Genomic DNA, 16,672 nt, shown 5'->3' on the forward strand with positions numbered 1-16,672 from the left:
CATTCTATGTTAAGACCAATTGTATTTCTATTGTTGTTGATGGGTATATGGAATAATGTATGTTCTCAGGAACAAAGTCCTCTTTATAAAAATCCCAGGTATTCCAATGCTGAAAGAGTAGAAGATCTTTTAAAACGAATGACCCAAAGAGAAAAATTCTGGCAGTTATTTATGATTCCGGGAGACCTTGGTGAACAACCGGATTTGTATAAGGAAGGTTTGTTTGGTTTCCAGGTAAGTGCAGCTAACGCCAGAAATTCTGCTGGTAATCAGATGTTGTTATACAATACAAAAGAAGATGCTTTATCCTTAGCCAAAAAGTAAACCAAATTCAATCTTATTTTGTGCATCAAACCAGGTTGGGTATACCTATTATTCCTTTTGACGAAGCATTACACGGGCTAGTACGTAATGGAGCAACTGCATTTCCGCAGTCCATTGCTTTGGCTGCTACTTTTGATACAGCAACGATGGGTGCTGTATCCAGAGCCATTGCAATTGAATCAAAAGTGAGAGGTATCCGGGATATTTTATCACCTGTACTCAATATTGCATCTGATGTAAGATGGGGCCGTACCGAAGAAACCTATGGTGAAGACCCCTTATTGGTAACACAGATGGCGGGTACTTATATACGGAATCTGGAGCAAAATGGGATTGTTGCTACTCCTAAACATTTTATTGCGAATGTAGGAGATGGTGGAAGAGATAGTTATCCAATTCATGCCAGCGAATTATTATTGGATGAGTTGTATTTTCCCCCATTTAAATATGCTGTACAGCAAGCTGGTGCAAGATCCATTATGACTGCTTATAATTCTGTGAATGGAATTCCTGCTACAGCCAATGATTGGCTGTTGAATAAAAATTAAAGCAGGACTGGGGCTTTAAAGGATTTGTAATTTCAGATGCGGGTGCAGTTGGTGGATCAACCGTTTTGCATCATACCACGGCTGATTATCCTGCGTCTTCAGCTGATGCCATTAATAATGGCCTGGATGTGATTTTTCAAACTCAGTATAAGCATCACGAATTGTTTATGCCCCCTTTTTTAGATGGCAGCATTTCTAAAGAAAGAATAGATGATGCAGTAAGAAGAGTTTTGCGCATTAAGTTCGAATTGGGGCTTTTTGATCAACCATTTATTGATGAAAATGAAGCAGCTAAGTGGGTAAATAATTCGGTGCATAAAAAATTGGCCAGGGAAGCTGCTGCTAAATCCTTTGTGCTGCTTAAAAATAGCCAGGAAGTGCTACCAATTCAGCCTGCTGTGCGAACCATTGCCGTGATTGGTGAAGAAGCAGTCAAAGGAAGGCTAGGTGGATACAGTGGCCCGGGCAATGGTGTCGCAACTATCCTGGATGGAATAAAAGCTGCTGCTGGAAAGAATCGTAAGCTTATTTATTCCAAAGGGGCTTCTGTTCAATCCGATCTTTTTTCGGTTATTCCAAGTGAAAATTTATACACCGACAACTCTGGAAGTACCAGAGGTTTAATGGCCAATTATTTTAATGGGCTGGAACCTGGTAAAAGTTTGGTAAAGATTAAAAAAGTAAATGAGCTGAATGAATCCTATACTTTTATGTCGCCTGATAGTACTCTTGATGCCAACCATTTTTCAGTCCGGTATACTGGTTATCTGGTTCCATATAAAACAGGAAAATACCAGCTGGCATTGGAAGGAAATGACGGGTTTAGAATGTATTTGGACAATCGTTTAATCATTAATCAGTGGAGTAAGTTATCCTATAGAAGAAGTATTGTGTCGCTGTTACTGGAGAAAGGAAAGCAATATGCTATTCGGGTAGAATTTTATGAATCAAAAGGCAATGCTAAAATAAAATTATTATGGAATCGGGCAGTGACTGATAGTACTGATAGGTTAATTGCAGATGCAGTCGCAGTAGCCAGACAATCCGATTTGGCATTGGTTGTTGCAGGTATTCATGAAGGAGAATTTCAGGACAGAGCTCGTTTGTCCCTGACTTCAAATCAGGAGAAATTAATTGAAGCGATTGCTGCAACCGGAAAACCTGTGGTTGTAATGTTGACGGGTGGTAGTGCCATTACTATGGAAAAATGGCTGAATAAAGTAAATGGTGTAATTATGCTTTGGTATCCGGGAGAAGAAGGAGGAAATGCGGTTGGAGATATTTTATTCGGGAAAAAGAATCCAGCCGGAAGATTGCCAATTACATTTCCTATTAGTGAGGGGCAAGTGCCCCTGGTATATAATCATAAGCCTACAGGACGAGGAGACGATTACCATGATTTAAGCGGAGAGCCGCTTTTTCCATTTGGTTATGGGTTGAGTTATACAGATTTTCAATATAGCAATCTTCGTTTTAGTAATGACAGTCTTAGTGAGACAGGAGAGATAAATATTTTTGTGGATGTACAGAATACAGGTAAAAAAGAAGGAGAGGAAGTGGTTCAGCTTTATGTAAATGATTTTCTTTCCTCAGTTGCCACTCCAGTGCAGTCTTTAGCTGATTTCAAAAGAATTCATTTAGTGCCACGTGAAAAAAAGACAGTTGTTTTTTCCCTTAGCAGTAAGTTGTTTTATCTGATTAATAAAGAAAGAAACGCTGTTTTTGAACCAGGCTTAATAAATATCATGATTGGTAAGAACAGCAAAGAACTGTTACTGAAGAAAAAATTAATGCTTTGGAAATCTGAATAAGATGAAACTTACTGAACAGTAATCGACGGGAACTCAATGGTTACAGTGGTGCCTACATTTTCTTCACTTACCAATGATATTTTTCCGTTTTGCATGTCTACAAAATTTTTCACAAGCACCAATCCAAGGCCATTTCCTTTGATATTTTTGGTGTTGGATCCCCTGAAATACGAACTGAAAAGTTTTATTTTCTCCTGATTAGGGATCCCGATTCCATAGTCTTTCACAATAATAAGTGTCTGCTCTTTTTCAAATTTAACCATTACTTCAGGCGCCTTCCTTTCTTTGGAATATTTAATAGCGTTGGCTATAATATTATCTAATATATGCATCATCAGTATTTCATCGAGAAGTAAAATAGAAGGTTCACCTGTGATGGTTAAATCAATCTGACGTTCATTTTTATTCATTAATGCAATCCGGTTAATGGAATTTTGTATAATGGGGATGATTGAGATTTCTTTCTTATTAACCGTTATTTTACCCGACTCCATTCTTCCCACAGTAAGAAACTCAGTAATTACATAGGTAAGTCGGTCAATTTCTTTGTCTATGACTTGTAATCTTTTAATGAGTTCTTCCGGCAAATCAATTTTTAGCTTCTTAAGATATATATCCAGAATTTCCATGCTGGTTCTGAAAATGGTAAGCGGGGCTCTGAATTCGTGCGATACATTTGTGACAAATTCAGACTTAATCCTGTTAAGTTCAATTTCTTTTTCAAGCGCTTTATTGGTAGAAATATCTAATGCTGTTACTGAAATATGTGTGGGAACATTTTGTTCGTTCCTATGTAACAAAACAACCTGCCAGACAGTAATTTCCTTGTTTTTTAAATTCAGATATGTGTTTGACCCGATCCAGCTGCCGTCCTTCAATAAAATATTTAAAAGTTCATCCAGTGTAAAAGCTGCGTCAAGGATTCTGAATTTCCTTAAATTAATTTCATTAACATCGGTTGATTCCTCTAATCCTATATTTCTTAATAAAGCTTTATTGGCATAAGTGAACTTGAAATTTAAATCGAAAGTGGCAAGGAAGGCAGGAGTATTATCAAGAATGTCAAGTAATTACGTCTCTAACGGGTTGTTGCGTAGCAATCGCCATGGGTACCGGATGTTTCTGGCCTGGAAATGGAGATCCGTCGCTGTGAATTACATTCCAGTCAGGATCAAAAGATGTTTTGCCTAAAAGCTGATCCTCTCGTTATTTTTCAGCTCAGAGATATTTCGACCAATAACAATGGTATCTTTCGTTTGCTCATCCCAGATAAAACTCCAGCATAAATAAATTTCAGTATTATCCTTGCTTAAAATTCTGTTTTCAAAATTGTAAATCTTACCCAGTTGTCTTACAGAAATAAATGCTTCCTGTGTGCTGGATTTATCTTCTTCAACAACTTTATCTAAAATAGAAGTACCTATAATGGTATTTGCAGGGAAGCCCAGGATGAATTCAGAAGACTTATTGCAAAATAGTATCCTTCCTTCTAAATTGATAATTTGAAAAGATGTGTATGTTATTTAGTAAATTACCGTTACAAATAATGGTGATGAGATTTTGTTTTTTTATTGGATTTCTGCTTGTTTATTCGCTTGTAAATGCTCAGGAGAATTATCCAGTTCCGGCACCTACTGAAAATAGGCTTTTTATTATTCAACACAGTAAAAACCATAATACCTATGTGTATGATGCCAATTTCACTTCAGGCAAAGTATTAAATGAGCGTGAACCTGTTACCGTATATCGGGTGGTGTACACCGAAGGTGGCGTAATTAAACCTTTGTCAGCTATTCAACGTAAACTGGCGTATGGTATTCATGCCAGAAAAGTTTCAGAAAGTTTGTTCAAGCTTAAATTGGTATCCTATAGTGGTTTAGACCTTTGGATGAAAATTGGGCAGGACGGAAAGGCATTTGTAGAAACATATATACAAAATCAAACAATTATTCTAACCCGGTTGTTCTTAAAAATGAAAGAGGGTCGAAGTGATTTGAATCCAAAGCTAGAGCATGTAATCCTATTTGGATTTGATAGTGCGGGTAACAGGACAAGTTTAAAAATAATTCCTGACTAATGAGAATAATAAAACTTTTTTGGTTGCTGATTTTAGTAATTGCGGGTAACACTTCCTTGAATGCCCAACAGCCTTCATTTCATTCTTTATATGCACATCAGGCAAAATCTGTTTATGGTGCAGGTGAAAGAATATATAGCAAAATTTATGTTCGTCAGAATAACAGGCTTTTAATGCAGCCTGTTAATGTGTATGTAGACTGGTATAATGCAGAAGGGCTTTTACTGGAGCATCAGGCCTATCTGGCTCAGAAGGGAGGTGCTGATATCAACTTTCTGGTACCTAAGCAATATGCTTCTGCCTTTCTAAGGATGCGGGCATATACACTAATTTCAATCAATCAAATCCCTGAATTTCGTTATTGTGACCAGGTTGTTCCTGTTTATCAGAGCAATTTAAGTGCTGTTGTAACCGACTCTGCATATAATAAATCATTCAAGGCTGGCCAGGATACTGCGATGAATATGTCAAATGATTTGATAATGATAACAAAACATTCACAGTCATTTGATGCAAAAGGTAAAAATGAGTGGTCTGTTATTAATAAGACAGGTGATTTTGTGAATCTTTCTGTCTCGGTTATTGAGGACGAAACTTATCTACCTTCTGTTTATTCTATATTAAAAGACAGCAAAACAGCTAGTTCTTTCATCGTTCAAAAAAGTCCTGCGTATACGGATGCTTTTATTCAGGTGAAAGGGACATTTCTAAACGACCCTGAAGTATTGAAGAATACAATGGTTTCTTTTTCATTGATGAAAAGAGGTACTGTTCCCATAATTGATGATGTGCCTGTAACAGACACCCGAACCTTTTTAATTGATCGTTTAGTTATTAATGATTCTGCCAGCCTTGGCATACAGCTAAACACTCGTAAAAAGAAGAATCAAAAGTTTGCACTACAGTTTCAACAACTGGGTTTGTTTTCTGATGCCCCGGCTTATGTGAATGATTTCGGCTACCCTTTGCCTGAGTTGCGGTTTCAATCCCCCCAAGCCAGAGATCTGGCCTCTTATGTACCTGCAGAGAATGAAGTAGTGGTATACAGTACAAGTAAAAGCCCATTACAGGTTTTGGAGGATAAGTATACAACCGGATTATTCAAAGGTGGGGATGCAATTGGGTTTAATATGATGACACCTAATGCAATTTCTTTCCCTAATATTTTTCAATTCCTTAGAGGAAAAGTTCCTGGGCTTCAAATTTCCTTTGATGATCAGATGAATGCGGGCAATGGGAAACCCCGTTTATATTGGAGATCTCAACAAGACACACTGAAATTTTTTCTGAATCAAATGATGGTGGAAATGGAGGTTATACAAACGTTGAATATTAATGAAATTGCTTTTGTAAAAGTATTCAGACCCCCGTTTTTAGGAGCTGCATTGGGAGCACCCAACGGGGCAATAGCTGTTTACACCAAACAAGGTGATGAAGCCAATTATATACCTAAAGGATCTATGCTTGCACAGATCCCGATTAAAGGATTTACTACTTATCAGCCCTTCATTGGACCACAATATAATTCTGAAAAACAGAAATCTGTAATAGATAAACGCAAACTTTTGCATTGGGTTTCTTCCCTTCATTTAACTCCTGAAGAACCTGAATTTAAAATCAATTATTTTAACAATGATAGAAGTAAGCGACACAGGGTTATTGTGGAAGGGGTTCAGCAAAACGGAAATCTAATTAGAAAAGAATGGATTTTAGAGTAAAAGAAGCGAACTTATTTTGCCATTTATAATGTTTGATTTATATTTGCAGCCCGTTAACGGAATGGCTGCGTAGCTCAACTGAATAGAGCATCTGACTACGGATCAGAAGGTTTTAGGTTTGAATCCTAACGCGGTCACTAAAAGCCACTGTAACTCTTGTTATGGTGGCTTTTTTAGTACTTGAATTGTCAGAAGTCTGTAAGATTTCTTGCTTTTCACCGATAATTCAATCAATGTACCAACATTTATTGTAATTTTGGACTCCAAAACTAATTTGGTCTAAAAGTTTATGGTAAAAGAAGATATTTTTAAGGAGGATATTATACGGGAAGCCCAGAAGCTTTTCCAGCTATACGGCCTTAAAAAGACCACTATGGAAGACATTGCCAAGGCATTGGGCAAGGGGAAAAGTACATTGTATTACTACTACCAGAGCAAGGAACTGATTTTTGAAGAGGTTCTGCAACGAGAACTCCAGGAAGTATTCAGACAAACCCAAATTGCCGTTGAAAGTGTAGAATCTGCCGAAGAAAAATTAAAAGTTTTTGCTGTCACAAGAATTAAGGTTCTTAGCAATATGTTGAATCTCTATCGCTTGGTTTGTGGAGAATTCGTTGAACAAATTCCCTGCGGAAGGGTTTTATTTAATGAGTATTCACAACTGGAGATTAATCTGATCAGGTCTATTCTTTTATACGGTATAGAAAAAGGGGAGTTCAATCAGGAGATTGAGCAGGAAATGGATTTATTGCCATCGGTTGTGGTGAGCAGTATACGTGGGATTGAGCGGGATTTTTTCAACGATAAACTCGTGGGGCTGGAGAACAGAATCGGGGCAATTTCCAATCTGTTCATGAAAGGGCTAAAAAAAACTTATCAATAAATATTTTAATAAATAAAGATCACTAAATATGAAACAAAACATCGCCCCTGCAGAAGGGAAACTAGGTATCTTGATTCCAGGTTTAGGCGCAGTAGGAACCACCATGATTGCAGGTGTAATAGCTGTTAATAAAGGATTATCTCAACCTGTTGGCGCACTGACGCAGATGGGTAATATTCGTTTAGGTAAGCGTACCGAAAATCGCTACCCTTTAATAAAGGATTTCGTTCCTTTAGCTAATCTTACGGATATCGTTTTTGGCGGATGGGATGTTTATGCAGATAATGTATTTGAAGCTGCAATGAATGCAAAGGTTCTTGAGCCCATGTTGTTGCACGCGGTTAAGCCTGAATTGGAAGCCATTAAGCCGATGAAAGCTGTTTTTGATCGTGAGTATATTAAAAACTTAGATGGTACACATATTAAGGAAGGAAGTTCCAAGTGGGATCTGGCTCAACAAGTAATGAACGATATTGAGCAATTCAAAAAAGACAATGGATGTAGCCGTGTTGTAATTGTATGGTGCGGATCTACAGAAAAATATATTGAAACCAGTGCGGTGCATGAAACCCTTGCAGCATTTGAAGCAGGATTAAAAAACAACGATCCGGCCATTGCTCCAAGTATGATTTATGCTTATGCTGCTTTAAAACTGGGTGTGCCATATGCAAATGGTGCTCCTAACTTAACCGTTGATATTCCTGCTTTGGAAGCATTGGCAAAAGAACCCAAACACCTATTGCAGGTAAGGACTTCAAAACAGGTCAGACTTTAATGAAAACCGTTCTGGCACCTGGTTTACATGCAAGAGCGTTGGGCGTGAAGGGTTGGTTCTCTACTAATATCCTGGGTAATAGAGATGGTTTAGTGTTGGATGATCCGGATAACTTCAAAACCAAGGAAGTTTCCAAGCTAAGTGTATTGGAAGACATTCTTCAGCCTGAAGTAAATCCCTCTCTTTACGGCGATTTATACCATAAAGTAAGAATCAACTATTACCCTCCTCATGGTGATAACAAAGAAAGCTGGGATAATATTGACATTTTTGGCTGGTTAGGCTATTCAATGCAAATTAAAATCAACTTCCTTTGTCGTGATTCCATTCTTGCAGCTCCGATTGTATTAGACCTTGCATTGTTCATGGATCTTGCGAAGCGTTCTAATATGAGTGGCATTCAGGAGTGGTTATCATTCTATTTTAAATCTCCTCAGACTTTACCCGGATTAAGACCAGAGCACGATATTTTCAAACAATTGATCAAGTTGCAAAATACTTTGAGACATATCATGGGTGAAGATTTGATTACACATCTTGGCTTAGATTACTACCAGGATGTAGTAGAAGCACTATGATAAAATTGCATGAAATATTATCCAGCTTTTTTAGTATTGGATATATAAAAAAAGGTGGAGGCACGGTCGCAGCTATTGCAACAGCTTTAATCTGGTTTGTTGCAGTAGCTGAGCCCAGTTCTCTGCTGGTTCTTGGCATTACCTTATTGGTAATCATGTATGGTGTTTGGGCGGGAAATGAAGTAGAAAAGAAATGGGGTAAGGATAGTAGCAAAGTGGTAATTGATGAAGTAGCAGGTATGCTTGTATCTTTATTATTTATTCCTGTTACAGCCTTAAATGTTTTTGTTGCCCTGGTACTATTCAGGTTTTTTGATATTCTTAAACCGCTGTTGATTCGCAGGTTAGAGAAGCTTCCCGGAGGCTGGGGAGTGATGGGGGATGATGTGCTGGCTGGTATTTACAGCAATCTAGTTCTGCATGTATTTCTTCTATTAAAACTATGGTAAAATCTGCATTTATAAAAGCCCAGGCATCTTCCTTAATGGCATCGGTTATAGATTTTATAATGACCGTGATGATGGTTGAATGGGTTAAGTTATATGCAGTTTTGGGCGCAGCCATTGGCACAATAACAGGGGGGGTAGTAAATTTTTTGTTGGGGAGGAATTGGGTTTTTACAGGGGGATCAAAGCCGGTTTTTGTGCAGGCCTTCCGGTATTTTTTAGTGTGGGTTGGGAATTTCATTTTAAATATTGCAGGGATGACGCTGATGATTCAGGTTATACATGCGAATTATATTTTTTCAAAAATTTTAATTTCTCTGTTGGTTGGTATTTTTTATAACTATCTGATGCAGGGAAAATTTGTATTTAAATAAATGTCTATGAAAGACAGATTTGGATTTAAAATACTTGTTGTATTAATGAGTATTTTCTTTGTTCAACTGGTTAATGCGCAGGAAACGGTGGTAAAAGGGATTGTAATAGATTCCATCACAAAAAAGCCGTTGCAGGGTGTAAGTGTTTATTTCCTGAAAGGGAGAGGAGTGGTTACCGACAGCCTTGGCCGTTACATGATTATTACCAATACCAATATTAATAAAGTTGTTGTTTCGTCTGTTGGATTCCGTCAGGTTCAGTTTACCGTGAATCGTTTTAAGATGCAGGAACTGAATATTGAATTAGGACCGGATCCATCCCTGTTAACCAATGTAACGGTCTCCACTAATAAAAGAGCTAAGTACCGGAACAAGGATAATCCTGCAGTAGAACTAATTAGAAAAGTAATTGAGAACAGAGAAAATAATAAAGTAGCCAGTTACGATTTCGTGGAGTACGAGCAGTACGAAAAAATCAATGCTGCCTTAAGTAGTTCCAACGATAAGATCACTAATTCCCGGATGTTAAAAAAGTACAGTTTTCTTTTTGAGAACAGGGATAGTTCAAAACTGAGTGGTAAATCTTTGATTCCCATTTATATGGAAGAACGCTTGTCTAAACAATATCTCCGTAAAGATCCAGCTGCTTCCAAGTCAATTATATTGGGGGAGAAGAAAGTAAATTTCGGAAGTTATATTGATAACGATGGCTTGAGTTCTTTGCTGAATCGGTTGTATGAGAATATTGATATTTACGAAAATAATATTCCCATTTTCACTTACCAGTTTCTGAGTCCTATTGCTAATGCGGCTCCTACATTCTATATGTACTATATCAGAGATACCGTCGTTGATGACTATGGTACAAAGTTGGTGAAATTGTATTTTACTCCCCGTAATACCAATGATTTGTTATTTAGGGGAAATATGTTTATTACATTGGATGGTAACTATGCTGTTCAGAAAATCAATATGTTCATCAGTAGAAATGCCAATATCAACTGGATTAAGGAATTACATGCTGATTTAGATTTTGAAAGAGGGGAGGATAAAAAGTACCATGTGGTCAAAAGTAATCTGATGGCTGATATGGGCTTGAGTAAAAGTAGTACCAGTGGTGGATTTTTTGGTGAGCGAACCGTGTCTTACAAAGGTTTCACTACCAATAAGCCATTGGCTGATTCCATTTTTCAGGGACCTGCAATCGTAAGAAATGATGCGGTAATCAGCAAGATGCCAGACAGTTTCTGGCAGTCGCGTAGACACAATCCTTTGTCTATACCTGAGTCAAAAGTATATAGCAATATTGATAGTCTGGAGAAAATGCCTTCATTCAGAAGGACCATGGCACTTTTTACTTTATTGTTTGCAGGGTATGGAAATCTTGGTCCAGTTGAAATTGGACCTGTTAACACTTTCTATAGCTTTAACCCGGTTGAGGGATTTAGGTTGCGTGTGGGTGGAAGAACAACGCCGGTTTTAAGTAAGCGTTTGTATTTTGAAACCTATGGTGCCTACGGGTTTAATGATAAGCAATGGAAGGGATTCCTGAGTGCAACTTACTCCTTAAACAACAAGTCTATTTATACATTCCCGCTGAACTATATCAGAATCAGTGCACAGAGCGATACAAAAATTCCAGGACAGGATTTAGAGTTTGTACAGGAAGACAACTTCTTGCTTTCCTTTAAAAGAGGAAACAATGAAAGATGGTTGTATAATAATATCTATCAGGCGGAATATGTAAAAGAATTTAAGAACAGATTATCATTTAGTGTTGGATTTAAAAACTGGCACCAGCAACCAGCTGGTATTTTAACGTATACCAAGGCGAATAATGATAATATTCAAAATGTAATTACCACTGAAATCAATGGTCAGATTCGTTATGCACCCAATGAAAAATTCTATCAGGGTAAAATATACCGTATCCCCATTTTTACAAAGTATCCCATTTTTACTTTAAGTGCAGCCGCTGGTGTTAAAGGTTTGTTGGGTGGGCAGTACAATTATCAGAAACTGGATTTGCGTATTGAAAAGCGAAATTACATGGGACGATTAGGGTATGCTGATGCAACGTTGGAAGGGGGATATACTTTTGGTCAGGTTCCATTCCCATTGCTGACTGTTCACAGAGCCAATCAGACTTTTGCCTACCAGCTGAACTCTTATAATATGATGAACTTCTTGGAATTTGTGAGTGACCGTTATGCTTCCTTTACCTGGGTACATCACTTCATGGGTATTGTATTTAACAGAATTCCTTTGTTGAAAAAATTGAAATTCAGAGAAGTAGCTTCATTTAAAATATTATATGGTGGAGTGAGGAATGAGAATAATCCATCATTGAATCCCAATTTATTTAAGTACCCAACCATTAATGGCGCTACCACAACTTTTGCACTGGATCCTGCCAAACCTTATATGGAAGCCAGTATTGGGGTTGAGAATATTTTCAATGTACTTCGAGTAGATTTTGTAAAACGATTGAGTTACTTGGATAATCCTGGTATTTCACCTTATGGTATAAGAACCAGATTTAGAGTTGACTTTTAATTTAAACAAGGATATATAAAAATTGAATTCAATTTTTTAAAATGAACCATTCAAAGCCAAGATTCAGAGATAAAGCACAACAAGCCATTTATGTTGTGATTAACCCCTTTGTTAAATTTTTAATTAAACTTGGACTTACACCCAATGCGGTTACTTTTATCGGATTGCTGTTGAACATACTGGTCACCGCCATATTTATTGAGGGAGCAGAGAAAGGGCATAGAGGAGAATTGAGTTATATAGGCTGGGCAGGGGCATTGGTTTTATTTGCCGGCGTATTTGATATGCTAGATGGACAGGTGGCTAGACTGGGTAAAATGTCTTCTTCTTTTGGAGCTTTGTTTGATTCGGTTTTGGATAGATACAGTGAATTGGTATTGTTTCTCGGTATTTGTTATTACCTGATTTCGCATAATTATTTCTACAGTTCTCTTTTTGCGTTTATAGCAATGATTGGTTCTTTAATGGTGAGTTATACCAGGGCAAGAGCTGAAGGGCTTGGTGTAGAATGCAAGGAAGGTTTAATGCAAAGACCTGAAAGGGTAATCACCATTGGTGTTACAGCAATAGCTTGTGGTATTACTTCTTATTTTATTGGCGGAGAGTTTAAAGTGTATTTGCCAGGTACTACAGTTCTGGTGTTTGAAACCATTTCCGTATTCACTTTCCCATTAACCATTATGGCGGTACTTACCAATTATACAGCCTTTAAACGGTTAGTGGATGCAAAGGCTGCTTTAGACTTGAAGGATAAGCAAAAAGCAGAAGGATAATGATTCATTGAAACAGGTTGGACATATTGGTGTGTCTTTAAAAGAATTAGAAAAACTTAAAAAGAAAAATTGTTAGGCGTGAATTTAGTGAGAAAGCAAGTATGGGGTTTTATTATAATACTCGTAGGTATTATCAGCAGTGTAAATATTTTATTTGCAGCAACCAGCGAAGCAGCATTTAATTTGCCTAATGAAACAGATCCACAGGATACATTTCCGGTTCCTTCAGGAATTAAGAATCAATTGTTTTATTTGCAGAGAACCACTAATACCAATACGGTAATTTATTCTCTGAATGTAAATGATAAAGGAGAACTGGATGAAAGTACACCTGTGAAAGTTTTCTGGATCCGTTATCCAGAGGGCGGGATGCGCAAAGAATTAAATTTTATACAGAAAGCATTTGCTTATGGAACTATTTCCAAAAAAAATAAGGATGGAAGTTTTACGATTCAACTGGTTGCCTATAAGAAAAAAGAATTTACACTGAAGAAATCGCCAATAGACAATACATATAAAATGTATACCCTGATAAACAATAAGGAGTCTGAAATTAAAAGGGTTTATATTCAGATTGATCCCGGCGGCACTTTGTTTAATCCAAATGTAAGGTATATAGAAATGAAAGGTAAGGAAGCTGCCACCAACAAACCCATCATGGAAAGATTTAAACCATAATTGATTTGTATGCCATTGAAGTCGAAGAAAATAAAAGCATCTTTTTTAGTTTTATTATTTTCTGTTGCCTATCTGGTATTGTCTTATTTCCTGATTGGGTTTAAGACAGATCAGCTGGTACTGGTTGGCTTGTTTAATTTTATGTATTATTTATCGGCTGTTACCCGGAAATTTATTCTTGGGTTTACTGTCTTCATTGTTTTCTGGATCATATTTGATTATATGAAGGCTTTCCCTAATTACGAATACAATACAGTCAGTATCAGGGAATTATACAATCTGGAAAAAAGTATTTTCGGATTCAATTATAAAGGATCCGTAGTTACTCCTAATGAATACTGGCTGATGAATCATAATGCCACTCTAGATGTACTAACAGGTATATTCTATTTAAGCTGGATTCCAGTTCCTTTAACTTTTGCTGGTGTTTTGTTCTTTACCAGAAAAAGAGAGTTCTTTTATTTTTCACTAACATTCCTATTAGTAAATCTTCTGGGTTTTTGTATTTATTATATTTATCCTGCTGCCCCACCTTGGTACGTTCAACAATTCGGATTCGATTTTATTGCCAATACAAAAGGAAATACCGCAGGACTTTATCGTTTTGATGAATTCTTCGGTGTTGAAATTTTTAAGGGACTGTACGAGAAAAGCTCAAATGTATTTGCGGCAATGCCTTCACTGCACTCTTCTTATCCACTTATCGTATTGTACTATGCTATACGGAATAAACTCGGTCCGGTTAATTGGGTGTTTGGTGCCATCATGATGGGTATCTGGTTTGCTGCAGTTTACAGCAGTCATCATTATGTTTTAGATGTGCTGGCCGGAATTGTTTGTGCCATTACTGGTATCTGGCTATTCCAGCGTTTTATCCATTCAAAAGGTTGGGTACACCGGTCCGTTGAAAAAGCAATTGACGCGCTGAAATAAAAAGTGAATTCATTAATTGAAAGGCTTACAAATCCTTTTAGCAATAGGCACCAGTACAAAAGGAAAAACAAAAGCTGCAATTACATCTATAGTATAATGCACGTGTTGAATCAACACCAGAATACCAACAGCTATTGCACCAGCAAACACAATGAGTTTATGGCTTTTTTTGTGCATGCATAGTGCAAAAGTTACCAGGGTTGCAGTATGGCCAGAGAAAAACAAATCTTTGGTAATAAACCTCGCACCGTAAATGGTATTGGTTATAGGGTCAATTAATTCTATCAAATCAGCCGGGGGTTCAAGGGGTACCAGGTAAATACTAAGAATTCTGGAAAGGGAAAGGACATTGAATGCCCAAAGCATTTGCAGCATTCTTGCTGGGACCTGTATGTTTACATACAGAGTCCACAAGCTTAAGGACCAGATTATTATAAAAGTAGGAATAGAAACATTGGCACTATCTATATAGTCCAATACCAGGTCATTGATGATAATGCCCTTTCTGGCTTCTATAAAAGCAAAGTAATAGGGTAGAAAAGCTACCAGTAACACCAGCACCAGAATTCCTAAGGCGAGCTTGTTTCTGAAAGCTTTTATCCTCAGAAATTCTTCCCAGTTCTTTTTCATCATGCCGCAAAAGTAGGGCTAGTAATGCCAACGAACAAATGCTTCCATGGCTGCATATTTGGTCATGCCCAGTGCAGCATATAAATTGGCAGTATTGGCATTTCTGTCTTCTGCACGTTGCCAGAATTCTCTGTTATCTGATCCCTGAAAAGGTACCATGTCTTTTTGTGACTGATGGATGAAAATGCCGAAACGCTTTTTCTTAACCTGATCGGGGCTCATAGGAATAGCCATTTCAATTTCTGCTATATCCCATTCCTGCCATGCGCCTTTGTACAACCATACCCAGCAATCTTTTACCCAATCATCGCCGGCAGCTTTGATCCTTCTGAGTGCCTCAAATACGGCTTCCAGACAAACGCGGTGTGTACCATGCGGATCTGCCAAATCTCCTGCACAATAAACCTGATGGGGCTTGATCTTTCTGAGCAGCTCCATCGTAATGAGAATATCGTCTTCGCCCAAAGGCTTTTTTTCTATGGTTCCTGTTTCGTAAAAAGGCATATTCATAAAATGCCATCTGCCTTCAGGAAGTCCTACATAACGGCAGGTTGCTTTTGCTTCCCCTCTTCTGATCAATCCCTTGATGGCTCTGATTTCTTTTGTATCCATCTGGTCTTTTTTCTTGGAAGCAATGAATCGTTCTGCTGAACTTAGCTGTTCAATACTCTTGCTGTTGTCTACGCCAAACATTTCTTCAAATCCTACAGCAAAGTCGATGAAGCGGGTAACAAACTCATCTGTAACAGCAATATTGCCACTGGTTTGATAAGCCACATGCACTTCATGTCCCTGGTCGTGCAAACGCATGAAAGTTCCACCCATACTGATGATATCGTCGTCGGGGTGAGGAGAGAAAATCAAACATCTTTTGGGGTGTGGTTCTGACCTTTCAGGGTGTGCCGGAATCACTGCATTGGGTTTGCCTCCAGGCCAACCGGTTATGGTATCTCTCAGCATATAAAATACCTGCAGGTTAATCTCGTATGCATCATCCTGTTCTACCAGTAAATCGGATAATCCATTCTCTGTATAGTCGAGTGCTGTAAGGCTTAACACCGATTTATTTAATTTCAGTGCCAGGTTTACGACCGCTCTTTTTATCATCTGTTTTGTCCAGACGCAATCTCCGGTTAACCAGGGAGATTTAATTCGGGTAAGCTCTGTAGAAGCTGTCTGATCAATAATGAAAGTACAATCAGCATGCTGTTGTAATATACTGGCTGGAATACTTTCAGTAACATTTCCTTCAACAGATTTGGCAACAATACTGGCTTTATTTCCCCAGGCCAATAATATAATTTTTTTGGCTTTTAAGATGGTACTTATACCCATGGTTACGGCCAGTCTGGGTACTTTGGTAATGGTGCCAAACTCATAGGAATTCGCCACTCGGGTACTGTTTTCAAGATTCACCAATCTGGTTTTGGATAATATACTGGAACCGGGTTCATTGAATCCAATATGACCGTTTTGTCCAATTCCCAATACCTGCAAATCAATGCCACCTGCAGCTTCAATAGCCTGTTCGTACGAAGCACAGTATTTTTTCATTTCCTCTTTAGGTG

16 protein-coding genes, 1 tRNA gene and 1 pseudogene are annotated in these 16,672 nt (G+C 37.8%); 14 read left to right on the forward strand and 4 right to left on the reverse strand.

Annotated features, from left to right (window positions below):
- The first annotated feature begins 6 nt into the window (after positions 1 to 6).
- Genes F777_RS18170 through F777_RS16245 form a run of 3 tightly spaced genes read left to right on the forward strand, consistent with a single transcriptional unit; the run spans position 7 to position 2,683 of the window.
- Entirely contained in the window at positions 7 to 324 is a 318-nt protein-coding gene (locus F777_RS18170; protein ID WP_201767588.1) for a hypothetical protein, read from the forward strand.
- 20 nt (positions 325 to 344) lie between these two features.
- Positions 345 to 872, forward strand: a complete 528-nt coding sequence (locus tag F777_RS18175) for a glycoside hydrolase family 3 protein (RefSeq protein ID WP_201767589.1) — start codon at positions 345 to 347, stop codon at positions 870 to 872.
- A 29-nt stretch (positions 873 to 901) separates the two neighbouring features.
- Positions 902 to 2,683: a beta-glucosidase gene (locus F777_RS16245; protein WP_255326571.1), complete on the forward strand. Its 1,782-nt coding sequence runs from the start codon at positions 902 to 904 to the stop codon at positions 2,681 to 2,683.
- A gap of 8 nt (positions 2,684 to 2,691) precedes the next feature.
- Here the strand turns inward: F777_RS16245 and F777_RS0108800 are convergent, their stop codons facing one another.
- Both F777_RS0108800 and F777_RS18595 read right to left on the reverse strand, forming a co-directional pair.
- On the reverse strand, positions 2,692 to 3,561 hold the full coding sequence (locus F777_RS0108800) for a sensor histidine kinase (protein WP_026751719.1): 870 nt from the start codon (positions 3,559 to 3,561) through the stop codon (positions 2,692 to 2,694).
- A 309-nt stretch (positions 3,562 to 3,870) separates the two neighbouring features.
- Positions 3,871 to 4,206: a PAS domain-containing protein gene (locus tag F777_RS18595; protein WP_081720542.1), complete on the reverse strand. Its 336-nt coding sequence runs from the start codon at positions 4,204 to 4,206 to the stop codon at positions 3,871 to 3,873.
- A gap of 29 nt (positions 4,207 to 4,235) precedes the next feature.
- On the opposite strand from F777_RS18595, the gene F777_RS0108805 reads away from it, so the two are divergent.
- The 11 genes and pseudogenes from F777_RS0108805 (at position 4,236) to F777_RS0108855 (ending at position 14,474) form a co-directional block, all read left to right on the forward strand.
- Positions 4,236 to 4,760 carry a DUF4833 domain-containing protein gene (locus F777_RS0108805; RefSeq protein ID WP_161631503.1) on the forward strand — a complete coding sequence of 175 codons (525 nt, stop codon included), beginning with the start codon at positions 4,236 to 4,238 and terminating at the stop codon, positions 4,758 to 4,760.
- Positions 4,760 to 6,478: a hypothetical protein gene (locus F777_RS0108810; protein ID WP_026751721.1), complete on the forward strand. Its 1,719-nt coding sequence runs from the start codon at positions 4,760 to 4,762 to the stop codon at positions 6,476 to 6,478. Before F777_RS0108805 ends, F777_RS0108810 begins: the two co-directional genes overlap by 1 nt.
- 63 nt (positions 6,479 to 6,541) lie before the next feature.
- Positions 6,542 to 6,615 (forward strand) — tRNA-Arg (locus F777_RS0108815).
- 152 nt (positions 6,616 to 6,767) lie between these two features.
- A complete protein-coding gene (locus tag F777_RS17285; protein WP_051408527.1) occupies positions 6,768 to 7,361 on the forward strand; it encodes a TetR/AcrR family transcriptional regulator in 594 nt (197 codons plus the stop codon).
- Between the two features lie 103 nt (positions 7,362 to 7,464).
- Positions 7,465 to 8,714, forward strand: a pseudogene (locus F777_RS16255) (inositol-3-phosphate synthase).
- Positions 8,711 to 9,163, forward strand: a complete 453-nt coding sequence (locus tag F777_RS0108830) for a phosphatidylglycerophosphatase A family protein (RefSeq protein WP_026751722.1) — start codon at positions 8,711 to 8,713, stop codon at positions 9,161 to 9,163. Before F777_RS16255 ends, F777_RS0108830 begins: the two are co-directional and overlap by 4 nt.
- On the forward strand, positions 9,157 to 9,534 hold the full coding sequence (locus F777_RS0108835) for a GtrA family protein (protein WP_026751723.1): 378 nt from the start codon (positions 9,157 to 9,159) through the stop codon (positions 9,532 to 9,534). Before F777_RS0108830 ends, F777_RS0108835 begins: the two co-directional genes overlap by 7 nt.
- Before the next feature lie 6 nt (positions 9,535 to 9,540).
- Positions 9,541 to 12,090 carry a DUF5686 family protein gene (locus tag F777_RS0108840; RefSeq protein ID WP_235785914.1) on the forward strand — a complete coding sequence of 850 codons (2,550 nt, stop codon included), beginning with the start codon at positions 9,541 to 9,543 and terminating at the stop codon, positions 12,088 to 12,090.
- 41 nt (positions 12,091 to 12,131) lie between these two features.
- Complete coding sequence (locus F777_RS0108845; protein ID WP_026751725.1) at positions 12,132 to 12,863, forward strand: CDP-alcohol phosphatidyltransferase family protein; 732 nt, start codon at positions 12,132 to 12,134, stop codon at positions 12,861 to 12,863.
- A gap of 78 nt (positions 12,864 to 12,941) precedes the next feature.
- On the forward strand, positions 12,942 to 13,541 hold the full coding sequence (locus F777_RS0108850) for a DUF4833 domain-containing protein (protein ID WP_026751726.1): 600 nt from the start codon (positions 12,942 to 12,944) through the stop codon (positions 13,539 to 13,541).
- Positions 13,542 to 13,550: 9 nt separating this feature from the next.
- A complete protein-coding gene (locus tag F777_RS0108855; RefSeq protein WP_037369292.1) occupies positions 13,551 to 14,474 on the forward strand; it encodes a phosphatase PAP2 family protein in 924 nt (307 codons plus the stop codon).
- A gap of 12 nt (positions 14,475 to 14,486) precedes the next feature.
- Here F777_RS0108855 and F777_RS0108860 read toward each other — a convergent pair whose 3' ends face one another.
- Entirely contained in the window at positions 14,487 to 15,107 is a 621-nt protein-coding gene (locus F777_RS0108860) for a phosphatase PAP2-related protein (RefSeq protein ID WP_026751728.1), read from the reverse strand.
- Between the two features lie 15 nt (positions 15,108 to 15,122).
- Positions 15,123 to 16,672: PIG-L family deacetylase (locus F777_RS16260; protein WP_037369295.1), on the reverse strand; the 1,550-nt coding region annotated here is incomplete at its 5' end.

This window comes from Sediminibacterium sp. C3 (assembly GCF_000508085.1).
Classification (GTDB): domain Bacteria; phylum Bacteroidota; class Bacteroidia; order Chitinophagales; family Chitinophagaceae; genus Sediminibacterium.

What these genes read in the sequence shown, in the direction of transcription:
- F777_RS0108805 (WP_161631503.1), top strand. Translation starts at nt 4,236, where the DNA reads ATGAGATTTTGTTTTTTTATTGGATTTCTGCTTGTTTATTCGCTTGTA.
- F777_RS0108855 (WP_037369292.1), top strand. Translation starts at nt 13,551, where the DNA reads ATGCCATTGAAGTCGAAGAAAATAAAAGCATCTTTTTTAGTTTTATTA.
- F777_RS0108810 (WP_026751721.1), top strand. Translation starts at nt 4,760, where the DNA reads ATGAGAATAATAAAACTTTTTTGGTTGCTGATTTTAGTAATTGCGGGT.
- F777_RS17285 (WP_051408527.1), top strand. Translation starts at nt 6,768, where the DNA reads ATGGTAAAAGAAGATATTTTTAAGGAGGATATTATACGGGAAGCCCAG.
- F777_RS0108860 (WP_026751728.1), bottom strand. Translation starts at nt 15,107, where the DNA reads ATGATGAAAAAGAACTGGGAAGAATTTCTGAGGATAAAAGCTTTCAGA.
- F777_RS0108830 (WP_026751722.1), top strand. Translation starts at nt 8,711, where the DNA reads ATGATAAAATTGCATGAAATATTATCCAGCTTTTTTAGTATTGGATAT.
- F777_RS18170 (WP_201767588.1), top strand. Translation starts at nt 7, where the DNA reads ATGTTAAGACCAATTGTATTTCTATTGTTGTTGATGGGTATATGGAAT.
- F777_RS0108840 (WP_235785914.1), top strand. Translation starts at nt 9,541, where the DNA reads ATGAAAGACAGATTTGGATTTAAAATACTTGTTGTATTAATGAGTATT.
- F777_RS0108845 (WP_026751725.1), top strand. Translation starts at nt 12,132, where the DNA reads ATGAACCATTCAAAGCCAAGATTCAGAGATAAAGCACAACAAGCCATT.
- F777_RS0108835 (WP_026751723.1), top strand. Translation starts at nt 9,157, where the DNA reads ATGGTAAAATCTGCATTTATAAAAGCCCAGGCATCTTCCTTAATGGCA.